The organism is Brevibacillus sp. WF146 (assembly GCF_001673705.2).
GTDB lineage: Bacteria > Bacillota > Bacilli > Brevibacillales > Brevibacillaceae > Brevibacillus > Brevibacillus thermoruber.
The window spans coordinates 396,201-414,702 of the sequence record NZ_CP109943.1 but is presented as its reverse complement, the minus strand read 5'-3'; the positions used below and the strand labels follow the sequence as shown (position 1 = coordinate 414,702).

Sequence of the window (18,502 nt, the reverse complement as noted above, 5' to 3'; positions counted from 1 at the left end):
CGTTCCCTCCCAAGTCAGTCCGTCTCCGTCTAGCGGGCGCTCTGCTGGCTGGCGGTGCTTGCGGCCGCGCCCCTGTCCTTGAGGAAGAACATCGCCGCAATCGTCAGCACGTAGGGCAGCATCGCGGTAAACTGCGTCGGCAGCGAAAAGCCCTGCAGACGGATGCTGAGCGCATCCATCAGCCCGAACAGCAGGCTGGAGGCGAGAATGCCCAACGGGTGAGACTGCCCCAACATCATCGCCACCAGCGCGATAAAGCCGCGCCCCGCCGTCATGCCTTCAGTAAACATGGTCACCTGTCCCAGCGAGAGCTGTGCCCCGGCCATGCCGCAGAGAACGCCGCACAGCGCAATGGCCAGCACCTGCAGCCGCGTCACTTTGAGGCCCAGGCTGCGGGCCGCCACCGGATTCATCCCGGCCGCCAGCACGCGGAAGCCGGTCACGGTGTGGGCAAAGAACAGATGCAGCAGAACCGCCGCCAAAAAGGCCGCGTAGACCAGCGGCGAATGACCCGACAGGATGTCCCCCAGCACGGGGATGTCTGTGACCAGGGGGATCTGCCACTGCGGCAGCCCGGCCATGTCCTTGTCGTAAAACGCCCCTTTCACGCCGAAGACGGCGCGCAGCGCAAACGTGGTGAGCCCCAGCGCGAGGAAATTGATCGCCACGCCGACGATGATTTCGTTCGCCTTCAGTCCGATCGTCATGTAGGCAAACAACAGCGAAAACAGCACGGTGACGGCGGCGGCAAACAGGACGGCCAGCGGCAGGCTGCCGGTAAAGTGGTTGCCGACGATGGCGGAAAACGCTCCGACCAGCACCAGCCCCTCCAGCCCGACGTTGAAGATGCCCACCCGGGCGCACAGTGCTCCGCCCAGTGCCGCCAGGAGGATCGGAGTCACCATCCGGATGGTGGAACTGACGAGGGCTCCATCAAACAACTCCATGCGACTCCCTCCTCTTGCTCTTGCGATTTTTCCACCAGTCATGGCTGAATTTGGCGGAGATAAACAGAATCAGCACGGCCTGTATGACGCTGGCCAGCTCCAGCGGCACCTCGGTGTTGCGCTCCACGCCCATCGCGCCCGTCTGCAGGGCGGCCAGCAGAATCGAGGTAAACACGACGCCGATCGGGTGGGAATTGGCCAGCAGCGTGGCCATCAAGCCCGTCCAGGCATACCCGGGGACGGTCAGCGCGCCGTCGACGAACCGGTAATGCGCCCCCAGCACTTCCACGGTGCCGGCCAGCCCGGCCAATCCCCCGCTGGCAAACATCGCCACAAGCATCACCCGGTCCTTGTCGATCCCGCCGTACCGGGCAAAAAACGGATTGTGTCCGAGCATCTTCACCTCGTAGCCGAACGGCGTGAACCGGACGACCCAGAACAATGCCAGAGCAGCGGCCAACGCCAACAGGAAGCCGGTGTGCACGCTCATGCCGGCGAACAGCTTGGGCAGCCAGACGCTCTTCTCCAGCATGGCCGTCTGGGCCAGCGCCGCCGAGCCTGACTTGTCCTGAAACGGTTCACTGACCAGATACCCGGCAAACAGGACGGCAATGTAGTTGAGCAGCAGGGTGGTGATGAGCAGTTGGACGCGAAACTTCGCCTCCATGTACCCGGCCAAAAGCGACCAGAGACCGCCCACGGCCACCCCGGTCGCCAGCGCGGCCAGCATTTTCACCAGTCCGGGACCGGGCAGGTACAGCCCGACCAGCGTCGCGCCGATTGCTCCCAGCACCATCTGCCCCTCGGCGCCCAGATTGAACACCCCGGCGCGAAACGCCAGCGACAGCCCCAGCCCGATCAGCATGATCGGCGTGGACCGGGCCAGCGTGGAGGCGAAAAAGTAAAAGCTGCCGAACGCCCCTTTCCACATCTGCTGGTAGGTGTCCAGGATCGATTCGCCTACCGCGCTGATGACAACCGCTCCCGTCAACAAGCCGATCACCACCGCCAACAGCGGCTGGACCAGCGATTTACACAGCTTTTTGACCGCTTCCATGGATGCTTCCTCCTGCCATCAACACGCTGATTTTCTCTTCCGTCGCCTCCGACCGCTTCAGCTCGCCGACGATCCGTCCCTTGTACATGACCAGAATTCTGTCAGACAGCGCCAAAATTTCCGACAGCTCCGACGAGACGAGCAGAATCCCGTCGCCGCTGTTTCGCTTTTCGATCAGCGCCTGGTGGATGTGTTCCATCGCCCCGATGTCCACGCCGCGCGTCGGTTCGGCGGCGATCAACAGCGGCGTCTTTTGCCCCAGCTCGCGGGCGACAATCAGTTTTTGCAGATTGCCGCCGGACAGGTTGCTCGCCTGCTCCTGCAGGTGCCGGGAACCGGTCTTGATGGCAAACCGCTCCACCCACTGCTCCACCACACGGCGGAACGCGTCCCGCAGAATGACGCCGCGACGGCTGAACGCCCTTTTGCGCTGGTAGCCCATCAAGGCGTTTTCCTCCACGCTCTCCTGCTTGGCCGTTCCCCACAGGTAGCGGTCTTCCGGGATATGGGCCACTCCCGCTTCACGAATGGCTGCCACCGGACGGTTGGTGACGTCTTTTCCGCCCAGCAGCACCCTGCCCGCCGTGATCGGCCGCAGCCCGGTGATGGCCTGCAGCAGCTCCGACTGGCCGTTGCCCGAGACCCCGGCGATTCCGACGATTTCCCCGTGGTGCACGGTAAAAGCAACGCCGTCCACGATCGTCTGCCTGTCGCGAACGGTCAGGTTTTCCACCTGCAGGAGCGGCCCGCCGGCCAGGCTCACCCGCTCGCTCAATGGCTGCAGCTCGCGGCCCACCATCAGCCGGGCCAGTTCGTCCACGCTGGTCTCCTGCCGGGAAACGGTCCCGGTCACCCGGCCGCCGCGCAGCACCGTGATCCGGTCGGCCACCTCCATCACTTCCTTGAGCTTGTGCGTGATCAGGATGACGCTCTTGCCGCTCTCCGCCAGGTGGCGTATCGTCTGCAGCAGTTCCTTTACCTCCAGCGGCGTCAGGACGGCGGTCGGCTCGTCCAGTACGATGATGTCCGCTCCCTGGTACAGCACCTTGAGAATCTCCACGCGCTGCTGTTCCCCGACCGAGCATTGGGATACCCGGGCGGTCACGTCGATCGGGATGCGGTAGCGCTCGCTGAGGGCCCGCACCGCCTCCACCGCTTCCTTGCGCCGGAACAGGCCGGCGCGCTGCGGTTCATAGCCGATGACGATGTTCTCCGCCACGCTGAAATCGGCAAACAGCATGAAGTGCTGGTGCACCATCCCGATGCCGTGTTTGATCGCGTCGTCGGGGCCGCGAAAGACCACCGGCCGGCCGTTCAGCACGATCTCCCCGGACGTGGGCTGTTCCATGCCGTACAGCATCCGCATCAGGGTGGTTTTGCCGGCGCCGTTCTCCCCGACGATGGCGTGGACTTCGCCGGCCCGCAGGGTGAACGACACATTGTCGTTGGCCGTAAAATCGCCGTACCTTTTCGTCATGTTACGCATTTCCAGACGGTACGCCATCCCGTTCTTCCCTCCTTTTTCCTGTTGGCCCGTTGCAACAGGAAACCGACTACCACAGTAGTCGGTCGCCGTCTCGTTTACTGCTGCAGCGGATCGGGCACCTTGCGCGTACCCGCCACGATCTCGTCCTTGATCGCTTTCACCTTGTTGACGATCTCTTCGCCGATGAACTGATGGAGCGGCGTCTTGCTCTCGCGCGTGACGTAGGTGACGCCGACGCCGTCTTCCTTCAGGCCGTACGTTTGCACGCCTGGTTTCAGGCTGCCGTTTACAAACGCCTTTACCGTTTCGTAAGCGGCCGTGTCGGTTCCTTTCAACTGGGACAGGACGATGTGTTCCGGATCGATGCCGGTGCGGTCGACGTCCTGGCCGGAGGTGTAGAAGCCTTTTTCCTTGGCCGCTTCAAACACGCCCAGGTCGCCTACGGCAGCGGCCCCGTAGATGAAGTCGGCTCCCTTGTTTGCCTGCAGCAGGGCCAGCTCCTTGGCTTTCGCCGGGTCGTTGAAGCTGCCGACGTAGTTGACGAAGACCTCTGCCTTCGGATTGGTCGCTTTCAGTCCTTCCTGGAAGCCGACCGTCCACTTTTTCAGAAGCGGAATGTCCATCGCCGCGACGATGCCCACCTTGTTGGTCTTGGTCGCCAGGCCGGCCGCCGCTCCCATCAGGTAGGCGGCTTCATGCTCGCGAAAGACCACGCTGCGGACGTTCGGCAGGTCCACGACGGTATCGATGATTGCAAACATGCGGTCCGGGTTTTCCGCCGCCACTTTTTTCAGCGCGTCCTCCGATTCAAACGACGACGTAATGATCAAATCGTAATTCTCCGCCACGGCCGCGCGGATGTTCTCCTCGATGGCGGCGTGGTCGGTCGACTCGATGGTTTTCACATCGACGCCAAATTCCTGCGCTGCTTTCTTGGCTCCCTCGTCCATCTGCTGGAAGAACGGGTTGACTCCGATCTTCTCCGGAAGAACCAGCGCAACCCGCTTCTTCGCGCCGCCATCCTGGCCCCCGGCTTGTCCCTTGTCCTCCGGTGCGCCGCCACCCGCCGCACATCCGGCGGCCAGTACGGCAAACGTCATCAATGCCAACAGGTACTTTTTCATGCTGCTCTCTCCTATCCAGTGACAAAAGTTTCGATTTTGCGATTCTCATACCGGTAATTTACAGGTTTTTATCAAAAATATCAAGAAAAAACACGAATATTTTGCTATAGAAACACAAGAACGTTCGACTTATTCCCCCTTTTTTTCCACAAGAGGCACTTCCATGGAAACCCTGCTGACGGTATGAAAAAAACTCTTCCCGGAGGAAGAGTTTGCCAATTATCGCCAACCTCTTCCTCATCTGTCAAAACCCACGGGTTTTGCAGGAATTGGCACCTTTCTGTACCGGGGTACAGTGGTTGCCGGGCTTCATCGGGCCAGTCCCTCCGCCTCTCTTGATAAGGTAAGGTGAATCCGCTATCCAGTTGTAATGTCTCTTATTCTAGCAAAAGGAAAGCAAAATGCAAATGATTTTTTTGTCATTTCGAAACATTACGTTTGTTGGTCCCGAAACGACTGCTGCAGTTTGCGCGACAGCGCGTTCAGCTCGCCCAGCTCCTCCGTGATTTCCCGCACCTTCTGATGCTGGTTTTCCGCCGTGGCGAACAGCTCTTCCAGATTGGCCACCGATTGTTCCGTCACGGCCGTAATCGTCGACATCTCGGCGGCCACCTCTCCGGAGCGCAGCTTCACCCTGTCCATGCTGGAGCGCACGTGCTCGACGGCCTGCAAAAACGATTCCATCCCGGCCCGAACCGCCTCGATGGAGGTGACGGTCTGAACGGCCAGCTCCTGTCCCTTGGCCACCGACGTTTCCCCGTTGCTCATGTGGCGCACGGCGTTTTCGCTCTCCTGGTGCAGCGACTGCAGGATTTCGGCAATCTCCTGGGTGGCTGTGGCGCTTTGCTCGGCCAGCTTTCGCACCTCGTCGGCCACCACGGCGAAGCCGCGTCCGTGTTCCCCGGCCCGGGCCGATTCGATCGCCGCGTTGAGCGCCAGCAGGTTGGTCTGGGTCGCGATCTGGTTGATCGTCTGCACGATCTCCTCCACCCGGTTGGCCTGCCGGTTCAGCTCGCGGATGGTGGACGAGGCCACGTTGACCGCCTGCACGATCTGCTCCATCTGCCGCGACAGCTCGTTCATCATGCCGATGCTGTCGGTGAGGCGGCGGTTGTTCTGATCGGCCTCCGCCTTCATCGCGTTGGCCTGCTCGTTGACCGCCACGATCTCGTGGTCGATCGACTGGACTTCCTCCTCGATCTTCACCGTGGAGTTGGCCTGTGCCTCCATCCCCGTCGCCACTTCGCGGAACGCGATCATCATCTCGTCCGTGTTCCGTTTGGTCGTCTCCGCGTGCTCATGCACGTGCTCCGACGTGCGGTCGAGCTGTTCCGTCACCAGTCGGATGTGGCCCAACAGCTCCGCCAGCCGCTGTTCCTTTTCCTCCGCTTCCCGCCGCGCCGCCTCCGCTTTGCTCAGCGAGGCTTGTCCGGCCAGACACAGGTAGGTCAAGCCGGCGATCATCAGCACAACGGACACGAGGTGCAGGATCAGGTTGACCTCCGTCCGGCCTTCGTCGAACATGTCGTAGAAACCGGTGTAAAACCCGACAAACGTCGCCGCGATCTGGACAATCCCGGCGGAGACGACCAGCTTCCAGTCCAGATAGGCCGCGAGGAAGCCGAGCACGATGAAGGAAAGGAACGCCGTCTCCGGGTAAGACGTAAAGTGGTCGAACGCGATGGAGTAATACATAAAGCCGATCGCCACCAGGTAGCGAATCACGTAACTGCCTTTGCGGATGAAGTAGTACGGCGAAACGATCAGCGTCACCAGCAGGCCCAGCGATGTCAGCTTCCAGAAGTTCACGCCCTCCTGATACGCGATCCATCCGGCCAGCCACAGATGATTCCAGAGAATAAAGATCATGAAGCCTTCTTTGTTGGTCAAGGTGTTGCGGACCAATTGAAACATGGTCTGAAGCATAAGTTCCTCCTTTACCTCCCGTGTGTCTGGATACAGCTCTCTTTTGTCATTATATCCTGAAAAATCTTCCAAATACTATCGGGTACATGGAAAACATGTGAAAAAAGTTCTAACGCGCCCGTAGTGCTGCCGGACCAGAAGGGGTTCCGCAATGACCGTTTGGCCCCCTTGCGAATAGGCTGATGCAGGGAACGCATTTTTCAGGAAGGGAGCGGGAACGCCGTGGAACTGAATCAACTGCCGGCAGCCGTGCTGACCCGCACGATCAGCCGTCCGAACGTGACCATTTATTACCCGCAGTTGGCCGGCCTGGCCAATCCGCAGGCCGAACAGGAGATCAACCAAACCCTGTCGCGGTACGTGCAGGATTTGATCAACCGGCAGCATGACATCCAGGTGCCGGGAACGACGGACATGCAGGGGAGCTACGAGATCAAAAACAATCAGCGGGGCATCATCAGCGTCACCCTGAACAACTACGCCTACACCTATCCGATGGCTCACGGCATGACCTATCTGAAGTCGCTCACCGCGGATGTGCAGACCGGGAAAATCTTCTCCCTGCGGGACCTGTTCAAACCGGGCAGCGACTATGTCAAGGTGCTGTCGGACAACATCAGGAGACAGATCGCGGAACGGCGTATTCCCACCCTGGAGCCGTTCAAGGCGATCCGCCCCGACCAGGATTTCTACGTGGCCGACAAAGCGCTCGTCATCTATTTTCAACTCTACGAGATCACGCCGTACTACGTGGGCTTCCCCATGTTTCCCATCTCGGTGTTCGAGCTGGAGCCGATCATCAGCGAAAAGGGGCCGCTCAGCGTCATGGCCACCAACTCGTAGCGTGCGTGGCGGGATTCGGCCATTTGTGGGATCGGCCTCATAAAAACATCCAGGCTGCCGACGATGTCGACAGCCTGGTTGATTGCCGGGCGCCCGGGTGTGGAGACGGCGGCAGCAGACGGGAACACGTACAGCGTTACTGTGCCGTATACCCGCCGTCAATCACGACCGCTTGCCCCGTCACTCCCCCGGCCTTGTCACTTGCCAGAAAGACGGCGTAGTCCGCAATTTCCTGCACGGACAGCAGCCGCCGCTGCGGAACGAGCGGGTAAATGACTTCTTCCATTACGCGTTCCAGCGGGACGTTTCGGGTCTTGGCCAGATCGGCCAATTGATTCCGCACGAGCGGCGTGTCCACGTACCCCGGACACAGCGCGTTCACGGTGATGCCGTGTGCGGCTCCCTCGAGGGCGGCCACTTTGGTCAGGCCGATCACCCCGTGCTTGGCACTGTTGTAGGCCGCTTTTCCGGCAAACCCGATCAGGCCGTTGATCGAGGCCATGTTGATGATCCGCCCCTGCCCCTGACGCTTCATGACGGGAAAGGCGTGCTTGATGGCGACAAACGGCGCCGTGAGCATGATGGTGAGCAGCCGCTCAAATGTCTCGGTCGGGAAATCCTCGATCGGCGACACAAACTGCAGCCCCGCATTGTTGACCAGGATGTCCAGCCGGCCAAACGTCTCCACGCTCTTCTCAATACTCGCCTTGAGCTGGCCTTCATCCGTCACGTCGCAGCCTGCCCCCAGGGCTTCCCTCCCCTCGCTCTGCAGCTGCTCGGCCGCCTTTTCCACGGCCTCCCGGTTGAGGTCCAGCAGCAGCACCTTGGCTCCTTCCCGGGCAAACGTCCGGGCGATTTCATACCCGATTCCGCTTGCTGCACCGGTGACCAGTGCGACTTTTCCTTCCAGCAGCTTGTTCATGATGACACAACTCCTTTTTCCGATTGGTACCTCCGCCGCTTCGTCCCGGATGCGTTCTTGACCTAGACGAAGAGCGAAGCGGCGATTGCCAGAATAAAGACGGTCAGCGTTTTCAACACGGTGATCGCGAAAATGTCCTTGTAGGACTGGCGGTGCGTCAATCCCGTAATCGCCAGCAGGGTGATGACGGCTCCGTTATGCGGCAAGGTATCCATCCCGCCGGAAGCCATCGAGGCAATGCGGTGCAAGAGCTCCGGACTGATGCCGGCCGCCTGCGCCAGTTCCAGATACTGTTTCCCCATCACTTCCAGCGCAATGGACATGCCGCCGGAGGCCGATCCCGTAATCCCCGCGAGCACGTTGACGGCCACGGCTTCGGAGACCAGCGGATGGCTGCTTGCCCCGAGAATCCAGTCTTGAATCAGCTTGAAACCGGGCAGCGTTTTGACCACGTTGCCGAATCCCACCTCGGACGCCGTGTTGAAGATGGCCAGCAGGGCCCCCATCGCGGCGGCGGTCAAACCGGAGGCGAGCTTTGTTTTCACCTGGTTCAGATTGATCAGCACCGCGGCCAGGATGCCGATGCTCAACGCGATGATCAGCGCCCAGGAGGAGGCGACGTTCTTCACCTTGTCGATTTTGAAGCTGTCCTTCAGAAGCTGCGGGTCGTACCAGGTTTCCACGGTCAGAAACCCTCTGCTGAACAGGTAGTTCGACACCAGGACCAGCGCCAACGGGAGCACGGCCAGCCAGATGTTCATGTAGGTTTGATCCCGGTTGAGCTCCGGTTCGTTGATGTGGCCTTCCCCGTACCCTTCGCCGGCCGCGGCTGCCTGTTTGCGCCTGCGCTCCAGCCAGAAGATGCCGCCGCAAAAGACCATGATGGCGCCGATAATCCCCACCAGCGGAGCGGCGTACGCATCTGTCCCAAAATAATTGGTGGGGATAATATTCTGAATCTGCGGCGAACCGGGAAGCGCATCCATCGTGTAGGTAAACGCGCCGAGGGCGATCGCGCCCGGAATCAGCCGTTTGGGAATGTTGGCCTCGCGAAAGATGGCGGCGGCAAACGGGTACACCGCAAACGCCACGACAAAGAGCGACACGCCGCCGTAGGTCAAAATGCTGCAGGCCAGCACGACGGCCAGGATCGCCCGGTTGGAGCCGAGCGCCTTTACGATCGACTGGGCGATGGAGGCGGCTGCTCCGTTCATTTCCATCACCTTGCCAAAGATTGCGCCCAACAGGAAGACGGGAAAGAACGATTTCACATAGTTGGCCGCGTTCGTCATGAACGTTTCAGTGTAGCTGGGCAGCAGCGCAAGTCCCGACAGAACGGCGGCCAACAGGGTAAAAATCGGCGCAAACACGATGACAGGGTAGCCGCGGTACGCAAAAAACATCAAGAGTCCCAACGAGACGAGAATCGCCAACACTTCGATTACCATAGAATTCTCCTTTCCTGCCCCTCGCCAAAAAGCTGAGCCCCGGCCGCCACGTTACAGCGCGGCGGACGACAGGACGCGCAGATTGGGGGAGATGATCAGCTCAGGCTCGGTACACGCTTGGATATCGGCCGGGGAATAGCCGTCCACGACTTCCACCAGTTCCAACCCCTGCGGCGTGACGTCAAGGACGGCGCGATCCGTAATGATGCGGTGAACCACCCCTTTGCCGGTCAGGGGGAGCCGGCAGGTTTTCAGGATTTTCGGCTCGCCGTACTTGTTTACATGCTCCATGATCACGACGATCTTCTTGGCCCCGTGCACCAGGTCCATGGCGCCGCCCATTCCCTTGACCATCTTTCCCGGAATCATCCAGTTCGCCAGGTCCCCCCGCTCGGAGACTTCCATCGCGCCCAGTATGGCGACGTCGATGTGGCCGCCGCGAATCATCGCGAACGATTCCGCGCTGTCGAACAGACAGGCGCCGGGAATCATCGTGATCGTCTCCTTGCCGGCGTTGATGCAGTCCGGGTCCACCTCGTCTTCCGTCGGGTACGGTCCGATCCCGAGCAGCCCGTTTTCCGACTGCAGCACGACCTGTTTGTCCGCCGGAATGTAGTTGGCGACCAGCGTGGGAATCCCGATTCCCAGGTTCACGTAGAAACCGTTTTCAATTTCCTGCGCGGCCCTTTTGGCAATCTGTTCTCTCGTTAACATCAGGACAGCTCCCTCCTAGCTTCTCACCGTACGTTTTTCGATGCGTTTCTGATAGTTCTCACAGCGGATGATCCGCTGCACGTAGATGCTGGGGGTATGAACCGCGTCCGGGTCCAGTTGGCCCACGTCCACCAGCTCTTCCACTTCGGCGATGGTGATCGCCCCGGCTGCGGCCATGATCGGATTGAAGTTTCGGGCCGTCTTGTTGTAGATGAGGTTGCCCAGCCGGTCTCCCTTCCAGGCTTTCACCAGGGCAAAATCGGCCCGCAACCCCGTTTCCAGCACGTATTCCTTGCCGTTGAACGTGCGGACTTCCTTGCCCTCCTGGATGGGGGTGCCGACGCCTGCCGGGGTGTAAAAGGCCGGAATGCCGGCTCCGCCCGCCCGGATTCGCTCCGCCAGCGTCCCTTGGGGAACCAGCTCCACTTCCAGCTCTCCGGACAGGAACTGCCGCTCAAACTCCTTGTTTTCTCCCACGTAGGACGCAATCATCTTCCTGATCTGCCTGTTTCGCAGGAGAATCCCCAGTCCCCAGTCATCCACGCCGCAGTTGTTCGAGATGACGGTGAGATTCTTTACCCCTTTTTCGTACAGGCCCATGATCAAATGTTCCGGGATGCCAACGAGGCCAAAGCCGCCCACCATGATGGTCGCCCCGTCCGTGATGCCGGCCAGGGCCTGTTCAATCGATTCGCACACGCTCACGTTTCGCACTCCTCCCAAGACGAGTATATGAAATCGCTTTCAACTTTATTGCAGGGATTGTGCCAAACTGTCGCACTTTTTGCAAAAACCTGTCGAGAGCAGGGTTTCTGCGCTCCACGGCCGTGACCGGCGCCTCCCATATTGACGGAATCATTCCACAATTGTGGAAAGTGACGTCCATGTTTTCGGAAACGCCCCCCGGAAAACGACGGGTTCCCGGCAGATGCCGTGATGGCGGCAGAATCTGCGTTTTCCACCACGACAAAACAAAATGGCTCCTGCTGGACACAGAAGCCATTTCGCACAAGCTGTTCGGTTTTTTGGGGGGGCCGTTACCTCGTCATGGCATCCAACGCAGCGACGTCTTCGGGGAGCAGCTTCCATTCTGCCGCCGCCACATTCTGAATCACCTGCTCCTTGTTTTTGGCGCCGGTAATGACTGTGGCTACAGCCGGCTTTGCCAGAAGCCAGTTCACCGCGACTTGCGCCATCGGCTTGCCATAACGATCTGCGATGGTGCGGATTTTCTCTGCTTTCTCCACGTTTGCTTCGAATTCCCCGTCTTTGAAAAGCGGATTGAACTGGCGCCGAACGTCATCTTCGGGAATCTTCGTCTCTTTGGTGAACTTCCCTGTCAGCAGTCCCTGAGCCAGAGGGCTGTACGGAATGAATCCCATGCCGACACGCTCCACGTACGGATACTCGGCTTGCTCCACGCCGCGCTGGAGCAGGTTGTATTGGGATTGAAGCGAAACGACATGGGCGTATTTGCGCGCTTCTTCCATTTGTTCCACGGAGAAGTTGGATACGCCGATATAACGGATTTTTCCGCTTTGGACAAGTTCGTTTAGGGTTTCCATGGTTTCCTGGATCGGTGTCTTGTGATCCGGCCAGTGCACCTGATACAGATCAATGTAGTCGGTGCCCAGGTTTTTCAGGCTTTCATCAATTTCGCGCAGGATGTTTTTTCGGCTGACATCCATCACAAAGCCGCCCTTGTCATCCCAGACGATGCCAAACTTCGTGGCGATGATGACCTTGTCGCGCACCGGTTTGAGCGTTTTTCCCAGGATGCGTTCCGATTCCCCGTATCCGTAGAAAGGTGCCGTGTCAAAGAAGTTCACCCCCAGATCATACGCGGTCTGGATCGCTTCCACGATCGCCCGTTCGTCAACATCGCCCCACCCCGTTTTTCCAGCGGCCCAGGCCCCAAATCCAATCACAGACGGAAACAGTTCGCTGTCTCCCAACCGTCTGTTTTCCATGATGATTCCTCCTCATTTTTCTTACTCGTGTTCAAACGCTGGCAGTACATATTCGGCCAACTCGTGCAGGACTTCCGGAATCGGACGCTGCGAGTGGCGGAAATGAAACGCGATATGCGCAACCCCAATCTCCTCAAGCCGTTTCAAGTGTCGAATGAGTTCGTTTCTTCCAATCGTGGCCCCGAACTTAAACGGCTCTGCCGGGTGATCCGGATCCTCGTGGAGATCCAGATGATACGCGGAAATATACGGTTTCCTCTCTGTGATGCCAAGATCGTCATGCGCTTTTATCCACTCGGCCATCTGCTGTTCGGTAGCCGCGATTCCTCGGGGATAGTTGAACCAGGCGTCCAGATGCTGAACAATCCAGTCCAGTGTTTGCGTGCCCCGGCCCGCCATGACGAGTGGAATCGTTTCTTGAACCGGCTTGGGGAGCAGATCGAGCTGGTTGTCAACCAACATCTGTTCTTTGTTCCACGCGTCCCTGATCAGGCGGACGCTTTGGCGGAAGATTTCCCCTTTCCGTTCTGCTTCCACTCCGAACAGCGGAAACTCCACCGGGCGATCTCCGGTTGCAATCCCCATCACGAAACGCCCGCCGGACAGTTGATCAATGGTGGCGGCGGCTTTGGCGACATGATACGGATGGCGCAGCGGGAGGACAATGGCTCCCGTGGCCAGGATGACCTCATGCGTGATGGCAGCCAGATATCCCAAATACGCAAAGGGGTCAAACAGTTGAGCGGCATCGCCGAAACGATATGGATCAAAAATGGGCACATCCCGCAGCCACATGGATGTGAAGCCAAGCCGATCCACCAATCGGGCATACTCCGCATGGCGCTCCATGTTCGGGACACCGAAGGGACGTCCCTCTTGTTCCGCTTGTTTGAGTCCTGCCGGTGACCAGTCGGTATCCAGGGGAAGCTCGACGCCAAACGTCATGCGACGGGACGGAATCATTTTCTTCAATGCCGAGATACCCAGGCGAACCACCTCCTTTCTCATGCGATGGAATCAACGCGGCCGCTCCGCTCCAGAACCATGCTCCACCGGGATAGAATCACGGCCCCCGCCACCATCAAGGCGCCTACCCATGAAGTATGGAGAAGCCCCAGGGAATCCGTGACCATTCCACCCAGGTAGGACCCGATCGCAATGCCGGCATTGAACGCGGCAATATTGATGGCAGAAGCTACATCCACTGCAGACGGAACGTACTTCTCAGCCAACTGGACCACGTATAGCTGAAGTCCCGGAACGTTCATGAAGGCGAACAGTCCCATGAAAATGATCGTGACAAGCCCCATTACCTTAAAAGGCGCGGTAAACAGCAGGAGAAGCAGCACGATCGCCTGGACGATAAACATGTAGAACAGCGCCTGGATGGGATTGCGATTGGATGCTTTGCCTCCGATGATGTTTCCAATCGCGATCGCGACCCCGTAGACAAGCAGGATGATGCTTACCGTGCCGGCTTGAAATCCCGTAATTTCCTGCAGAATGGGAGAGAGATACGTAAAGACGACGAACGTCCCGCCATACCCCAACGCCGTGATGATGAAGACAAGAAGCAAGCGGCCGTTTGTGACCAGTTTCAGTTGATCCGCAAATGTGGTGGGCGTTCCCTGACGGAGACGAGCGGGAACCAGAATGGCGTTGGCCAGCAGCGAAATCAGGCCAATCCCGGCAATGCCTGCAAAGGAATACCGCCAGCCGAACGTTTGCCCGATAAACGTTCCAAACGGCACACCTGTCACCGTGGCCACCGTCAGACCGGTGAACATGAAGGCGATGGCGCTCGCTCGACGGTCCTCCGGAACCAGATCCGCGGCAATCGTCGACCCGATGGACATAAAGACACCGTGGGAAAAGGCCGAAATGACACGAGCGACGAGCAGGATCTCAAAGCCCGTGGCAGTAGCGGCGATACTGTTCCCGATCACAAAGACAATCATGATCCACATCAGCAGCGTCTTTTTGGACATCGATGACGTCAGGGACGTTAAAATCGGCGCTCCGAACGCCACTCCCAGGGCATAGAGGGACACCGTGAGTCCAGCGGTGGTGACGGGAACGTGCAAATCCTGCGAAATGGATGGCAGCAAGCCCACACTGATAAATTCCGTCGTCCCAATGGCAAAAGCGCTGATGGCCAACGCGAGCAGGGCAAAGAAGCTGTGGCGCTGCGTCCCGCTGCCTATTGCGCGATGGTCATTGTGTACGGCCATAAGGCAACCTCCTCGAACAGAAAATGTTGTATGTCGATAGGATAAATAGGAATTAATGAAAAGTCGTATAATGTAACCGGAGTCCCCCCTCCAATCTTTTGGCAGAATTTCTTATCGACAACGACAAAACGTATTATGTAACATATACGATTGAATAGAAAGTACGTACTTTTTTGTGCTATTGTTACTATTCAGTGCTATAGGAACCAAACAGTAATATAAACAACAAACAGAAACTGCGATGATGCAAGGAGAGGTGGAACGGCATGAAAAAAGCGGAAAAAACGTACAACATTCCGGTGGAAGCGACATTGGAAGTCATCGGGGGAAAGTGGAAAACGGTAATTCTTTGCCATTTGACCCGTGGGCCGATGCGAACAAGCGAACTGAAAAAAGCCATGCCCGCCATCACGCAAAAAATGCTGACGCAGCAGCTTCGCGAACTGGAGGAAGATGGCGTCATCAACCGCATTGTGTACCATCAGGTCCCGCCGAAAGTGGTCTATGAACTGAATGAGTTCGGGTGGTCGCTGAAGCCTGTCCTGGATCAGTTGTGCGCATGGGGAGAGGAGTACATCAAAAAGGAGCGAGCCAACAAGAAATAAGCAAAAAAAGCAGAGCGTCTGGGCAACGTCGTTTCCCGACAACTCTGCTTTCTTTTTTCTTTTGTTTTGCTTCCAGCCCGTTCGGAAATCGGGCGTGCCTTTCCGATTTCCGGACCGCTTACACCGGTTTGTCCCGGCTGTATTTCTCCCATTTCTGATAGAAGCTGGACTTGCTGATCCCGAGAAGCTTCGCCGCTTCCAGCTTGTTTCCGGCAGCCGCCTCCATCGCCCGCATGATCGCCTCGCGTTCCGCCGCTTCCAGCGTCTCCTTCAAGGGGCGAACCGGTGAAACGGGGAGAGCCTTTCCCGATCCGGGCAGCCAGATGTGCTCCTTTTTCAGCACGTCCCCATCCATCAGATGTACCGCCCGCTCCAGGACATTGCGCAGTTCCCGCACGTTCCCCGGCCAGGAGTGGCTGCGCAGCACGTCCCACACCTCCTCGTCGATCTCCCGCACTTGAACGCCGGTTGTCTCGACGATCTGCTTGAGCAGAGTGGCAACGAGCTCCGGCAGATCCTCCAGCCGTTCCCGCAGCGGCGGAATGTTCAGGGACACCACGTTCAGCCGGTAGTACAGGTCCACCCGGAACGCCCCCTCGCGAATGCGGCTGGGCAGGTCCTGATTCGTGCAGGCGATCACCCGCACATCGATGGGAATCGGCCGGACCCCTCCTACCCGCTCCACTTCTTTTTCCTGAAGCACGCGCAGCAATTTTGCCTGCAGCGGCAATGGCATGTCCCCAATCTCGTCCAGCAGAATCGTGCCGTGGTTGGCCAATTCAAACTTTCCTTTTTTCCCTTTGCGCGCCGCCCCGGTGAACGCTCCCTCTTCGTATCCAAACAGTTCGGACTCCAGCAAGGCATCCGGAATCGCGGCGCAGTTGACCCGGATAAACGGGCCCATTTTCCGCCGGCTCCCCGCGTGAATGGCGTGGGCAAACAGCTCTTTTCCCGTCCCGCTCTCCCCGGTGATCAACACGGTGGAATCGCTCTTCGCCACCTTTTGGCAAAAGGCTTTCAGCTCTTTCATCCTGGGGCTGCGCTCCACGATCTCGTCAAAGTGGTAAATCGCCCCCAGCCGCCGCTGCAGCTCCCGTTTGTAGTAGGTCAGCTCGTCCCGAAGCTGATCCACCACCGCGGCCAATCCCGACAATTCCTGCACGTCCTGAAACAGCACGGTGCCCAGCACGGCGATGACCTTCCCGCCGTCCATGATCGGAATGCGGTTGGCGATCATGTTTTGTCCCTTTATTCGCTGAATTTGCGCAATTTCAGGCCTGCCCTGCTGCGCCACGATGTGCATCCGCGTGTTCTCGATCACTTCGGTGACGTGGCGGCCGACCACGTTGCCCACGCCCAAAAACTCGCGGTAGCTTCGGTTCATGAGAAGGATCTTCCCGTCTCGATCCGTCACGACAATGGCTTCATGAGCATTCTCGAAGACGGCTTCCAGCAGCTTGCCCATGGTTGGGGGATTCTGTTCCGTAAAAGAGCCCTCCCTTCTCCCGATACGTGTCCACTACCAGCCATTATAGAGCAGGTGGCGGCACGGAAGATACTCCTTTTTCTGAGAACCGTTCGCCCCCTCTTGAACGAGGGACCCCCATGGCACGCCGTTCGTGATCAACAGCAGACGCCCTGTCATGTCGACCGGAACCCCAAACGAAAAGAGCCTGCCCCGTTTTCGACGAGGAAGGCTCAACGCGCTGCGGTGCTCCGACAGCGGACGGCTTACGACAGCCGCTTGATGATGTTGCGGGCCATCCACACGCCGGCCGCACCGGCCTGGGCCAATCCGCGGGTGATGCCCGCGCCGTCGCCGCCGCAGAACAGCCCTTTGATTTCCGTCTCAAATTCGTCCGTCAGCTTGGGACGGGCCGAGTAAAACTTCGCCTCGACCCCGTAGAACAGCGTGTGTTCCGACGCGATCCCCGGCGTTACCTTGTCCAGCGCTTCCACCATTTCGATCAGGCTTTTCATCGTGTTGTACGGCAGGACCAGACCGAGGTCGCCCGGCACCGCCTCTTTCAAGGTCGGCTCCAGGAAGCCTTCCTTGATCCGTGCTTCGGTGGAGCGGCGGCCGCGCAGGATGTCCCCGTACTTTTGCACGATGACGCCGCCGTTGGAGAGGTCGTTGGCCCGTTTGCAGATTTCGCGGGCGTACTCGTTCGGCTTGTCAAACGGCTCGGTAAACTTGTGGGACACCAGCAGCGCAAAGTTGGTGTTGTTGGAGCCGAGCGCCGGATCTTTGTAGGAGTGGCCGTTGGCCGCCATCACCCCGCTGTGGTTTTCCACCACCACGTGGCCGGACGGGTTGCTGCAGAACGTGCGGACCCGCGTCCCCACCGACGTGTTGAAAATGAATTTACCCTCGTACAGATGCTCGTTGATCTCCCGCATCACCACATCGGACGTCTCCACGCGCACTCCGACGTCCACCTGGTTGTTGTACATTTTCAGGCGGCGTTTTTTCAGGATGCTGGTCAGCCAGGCGGAACCGTCCCGCCCCGGTCCGATCACCACGTAGTCGCTGTGGTACTCGTCCCCGTTTTTCAGCACCACGCCGGTGACGCGGTACCCGTCCTCTTCCTTCACCGTCAGGATGTCCTCCACTTCCGTCTTGAACATCATGTCGATCCGCTCGTTCAGGTACTCGTAGATGGACTGCAGAATCTGCAGGTTTTGCTCCGTGCCCAGGTGGCGCACCCGCGCCCGCAGCAGCTTCAGCCCGGCGGCGTACGCGCGCTGCTCGATGCTCTTGATCGTCTCCGTGGTCGGGTCGGTGATCGTCGTCGTCGCGCCGTGCTTCAGGTTGATCTGGTCGACGTACGTGATCAGTTCCAGCACCTGGGACGGACTGAGGTAATCGGTCATCCAGCCGCCAAACTCGGTGGTAATGTTGAACTTCCCGTCGCTGTATGCGCCCGCTCCGCCAAACCCGCTGGTGATGGAGCAGGCGGGCAGACAGCCGGCGTACTCCTTTTTGCCGGCCGGCGGCGGACACAGCTTGATCTTCTCCTCCAGGATCGGGCATCGCCTGGAGTAGATGTCGTGCCCTTTATCAATCAACAGAACTTTGGCACCCGGCGCCTTCAGCGTGAGCTCATAGCTGGCGAAAATTCCCGCAGGGCCTGCCCCTACGACAATGACATCGTACTTGTTCATGATCGCAACCTCCTCCGTATCGGACAATCCCTTGAAGAATCCCGTTCGCAGAACCGCTGCACAA

The 18,502-nt window shown here is 58.9% G+C and carries 16 protein-coding genes and 1 riboswitch; of the genes, 2 read left to right on the top strand and 14 right to left on the bottom strand.

Features of this window, described 5'->3' with window-relative positions; genetic code table 11:
* Nucleotides 1-29: 29 nt before the first annotated feature.
* The 5 genes from A6764_RS02165 to A6764_RS02145 all read right to left on the bottom strand — a co-directional run bounded on the left by A6764_RS02165 (nucleotide 30) and on the right by A6764_RS02145 (nucleotide 6,528).
* Nucleotides 30-947 carry an ABC transporter permease gene (locus A6764_RS02165; protein WP_029100466.1) on the bottom strand — a complete coding sequence of 306 codons (918 nt, stop codon included), beginning with the start codon at nucleotides 945-947 and terminating at the stop codon, nucleotides 30-32.
* Complete coding sequence (locus tag A6764_RS02160; protein WP_065067489.1) at nucleotides 934-2,004, bottom strand: ABC transporter permease; 1,071 nt, start codon at nucleotides 2,002-2,004, stop codon at nucleotides 934-936. The genes A6764_RS02165 and A6764_RS02160 overlap by 14 nt, the downstream gene beginning before the upstream one ends.
* Entirely contained in the window at nucleotides 1,979-3,508 is a 1,530-nt protein-coding gene (locus A6764_RS02155) for an ABC transporter ATP-binding protein (protein WP_264622374.1), read from the bottom strand. Before A6764_RS02155 ends, A6764_RS02160 begins: the two co-directional genes overlap by 26 nt.
* A gap of 77 nt (nucleotides 3,509-3,585) precedes the next feature.
* Nucleotides 3,586-4,614 (bottom strand): BMP family lipoprotein, encoded by a 1,029-nt coding sequence (locus A6764_RS02150; protein ID WP_065067490.1) that lies wholly within the window; start codon nucleotides 4,612-4,614, stop codon nucleotides 3,586-3,588.
* Between the two features lie 234 nt (nucleotides 4,615-4,848).
* Nucleotides 4,849-4,959: riboswitch (SAM riboswitch) on the bottom strand.
* 87 nt (nucleotides 4,960-5,046) lie between these two features.
* Nucleotides 5,047-6,528, bottom strand: coding sequence for a methyl-accepting chemotaxis protein (locus A6764_RS02145; RefSeq protein ID WP_065067500.1), 1,482 nt, complete (start codon nucleotides 6,526-6,528; stop codon nucleotides 5,047-5,049).
* A 234-nt stretch (nucleotides 6,529-6,762) separates the two neighbouring features.
* On the opposite strand from A6764_RS02145, the gene A6764_RS02140 reads away from it, so the two are divergent.
* Nucleotides 6,763-7,383: a DUF3298 and DUF4163 domain-containing protein gene (locus tag A6764_RS02140; protein ID WP_065067492.1), complete on the top strand. Its 621-nt coding sequence runs from the start codon at nucleotides 6,763-6,765 to the stop codon at nucleotides 7,381-7,383.
* Nucleotides 7,384-7,519: 136 nt separating this feature from the next.
* Here A6764_RS02140 and A6764_RS02135 read toward each other — a convergent pair whose 3' ends face one another.
* From A6764_RS02135 to A6764_RS02105, 7 genes are all read right to left on the bottom strand, one after another.
* Entirely contained in the window at nucleotides 7,520-8,305 is a 786-nt protein-coding gene (locus A6764_RS02135; RefSeq protein WP_065067493.1) for a 3-hydroxybutyrate dehydrogenase, read from the bottom strand.
* 62 nt (nucleotides 8,306-8,367) lie between these two features.
* Nucleotides 8,368-9,753, bottom strand: a complete 1,386-nt coding sequence (locus tag A6764_RS02130; RefSeq protein WP_029100473.1) for a GntP family permease — start codon at nucleotides 9,751-9,753, stop codon at nucleotides 8,368-8,370.
* 51 nt (nucleotides 9,754-9,804) lie between these two features.
* On the bottom strand, nucleotides 9,805-10,470 hold the full coding sequence (locus tag A6764_RS02125) for a CoA transferase subunit B (RefSeq protein WP_029100474.1): 666 nt from the start codon (nucleotides 10,468-10,470) through the stop codon (nucleotides 9,805-9,807).
* Between the two features lie 12 nt (nucleotides 10,471-10,482).
* Nucleotides 10,483-11,172, bottom strand: coding sequence for a CoA transferase subunit A (locus A6764_RS02120; protein ID WP_029100475.1), 690 nt, complete (start codon nucleotides 11,170-11,172; stop codon nucleotides 10,483-10,485).
* 332 nt (nucleotides 11,173-11,504) lie between these two features.
* The gene (locus tag A6764_RS02115) at nucleotides 11,505-12,437 is read right to left on the bottom strand and encodes an aldo/keto reductase (protein WP_065067494.1); all 933 of its coding nucleotides are present in this window, start codon (nucleotides 12,435-12,437) and stop codon (nucleotides 11,505-11,507) included.
* A gap of 21 nt (nucleotides 12,438-12,458) precedes the next feature.
* Nucleotides 12,459-13,433 (bottom strand): TIGR03571 family LLM class oxidoreductase, encoded by a 975-nt coding sequence (locus A6764_RS02110; protein WP_218059939.1) that lies wholly within the window; start codon nucleotides 13,431-13,433, stop codon nucleotides 12,459-12,461.
* Nucleotides 13,434-13,441: 8 nt separating this feature from the next.
* Nucleotides 13,442-14,668 (bottom strand): MFS transporter, encoded by a 1,227-nt coding sequence (locus A6764_RS02105; RefSeq protein WP_065067496.1) that lies wholly within the window; start codon nucleotides 14,666-14,668, stop codon nucleotides 13,442-13,444.
* 266 nt (nucleotides 14,669-14,934) lie between these two features.
* On the opposite strand from A6764_RS02105, the gene A6764_RS02100 reads away from it, so the two are divergent.
* Nucleotides 14,935-15,273 carry a winged helix-turn-helix transcriptional regulator gene (locus A6764_RS02100; RefSeq protein ID WP_029100479.1) on the top strand — a complete coding sequence of 113 codons (339 nt, stop codon included), beginning with the start codon at nucleotides 14,935-14,937 and terminating at the stop codon, nucleotides 15,271-15,273.
* A gap of 118 nt (nucleotides 15,274-15,391) precedes the next feature.
* Here A6764_RS02100 and A6764_RS02095 read toward each other — a convergent pair whose 3' ends face one another.
* Nucleotides 15,392-16,738, bottom strand: a complete 1,347-nt coding sequence (locus A6764_RS02095; RefSeq protein WP_065067497.1) for a sigma-54 interaction domain-containing protein — start codon at nucleotides 16,736-16,738, stop codon at nucleotides 15,392-15,394.
* Nucleotides 16,739-17,004: 266 nt separating this feature from the next.
* Nucleotides 17,005-18,438 (bottom strand): NAD(P)/FAD-dependent oxidoreductase, encoded by a 1,434-nt coding sequence (locus tag A6764_RS02090; RefSeq protein ID WP_065067498.1) that lies wholly within the window; start codon nucleotides 18,436-18,438, stop codon nucleotides 17,005-17,007.
* Nucleotides 18,439-18,502: the final 64 nt, after the last annotated feature.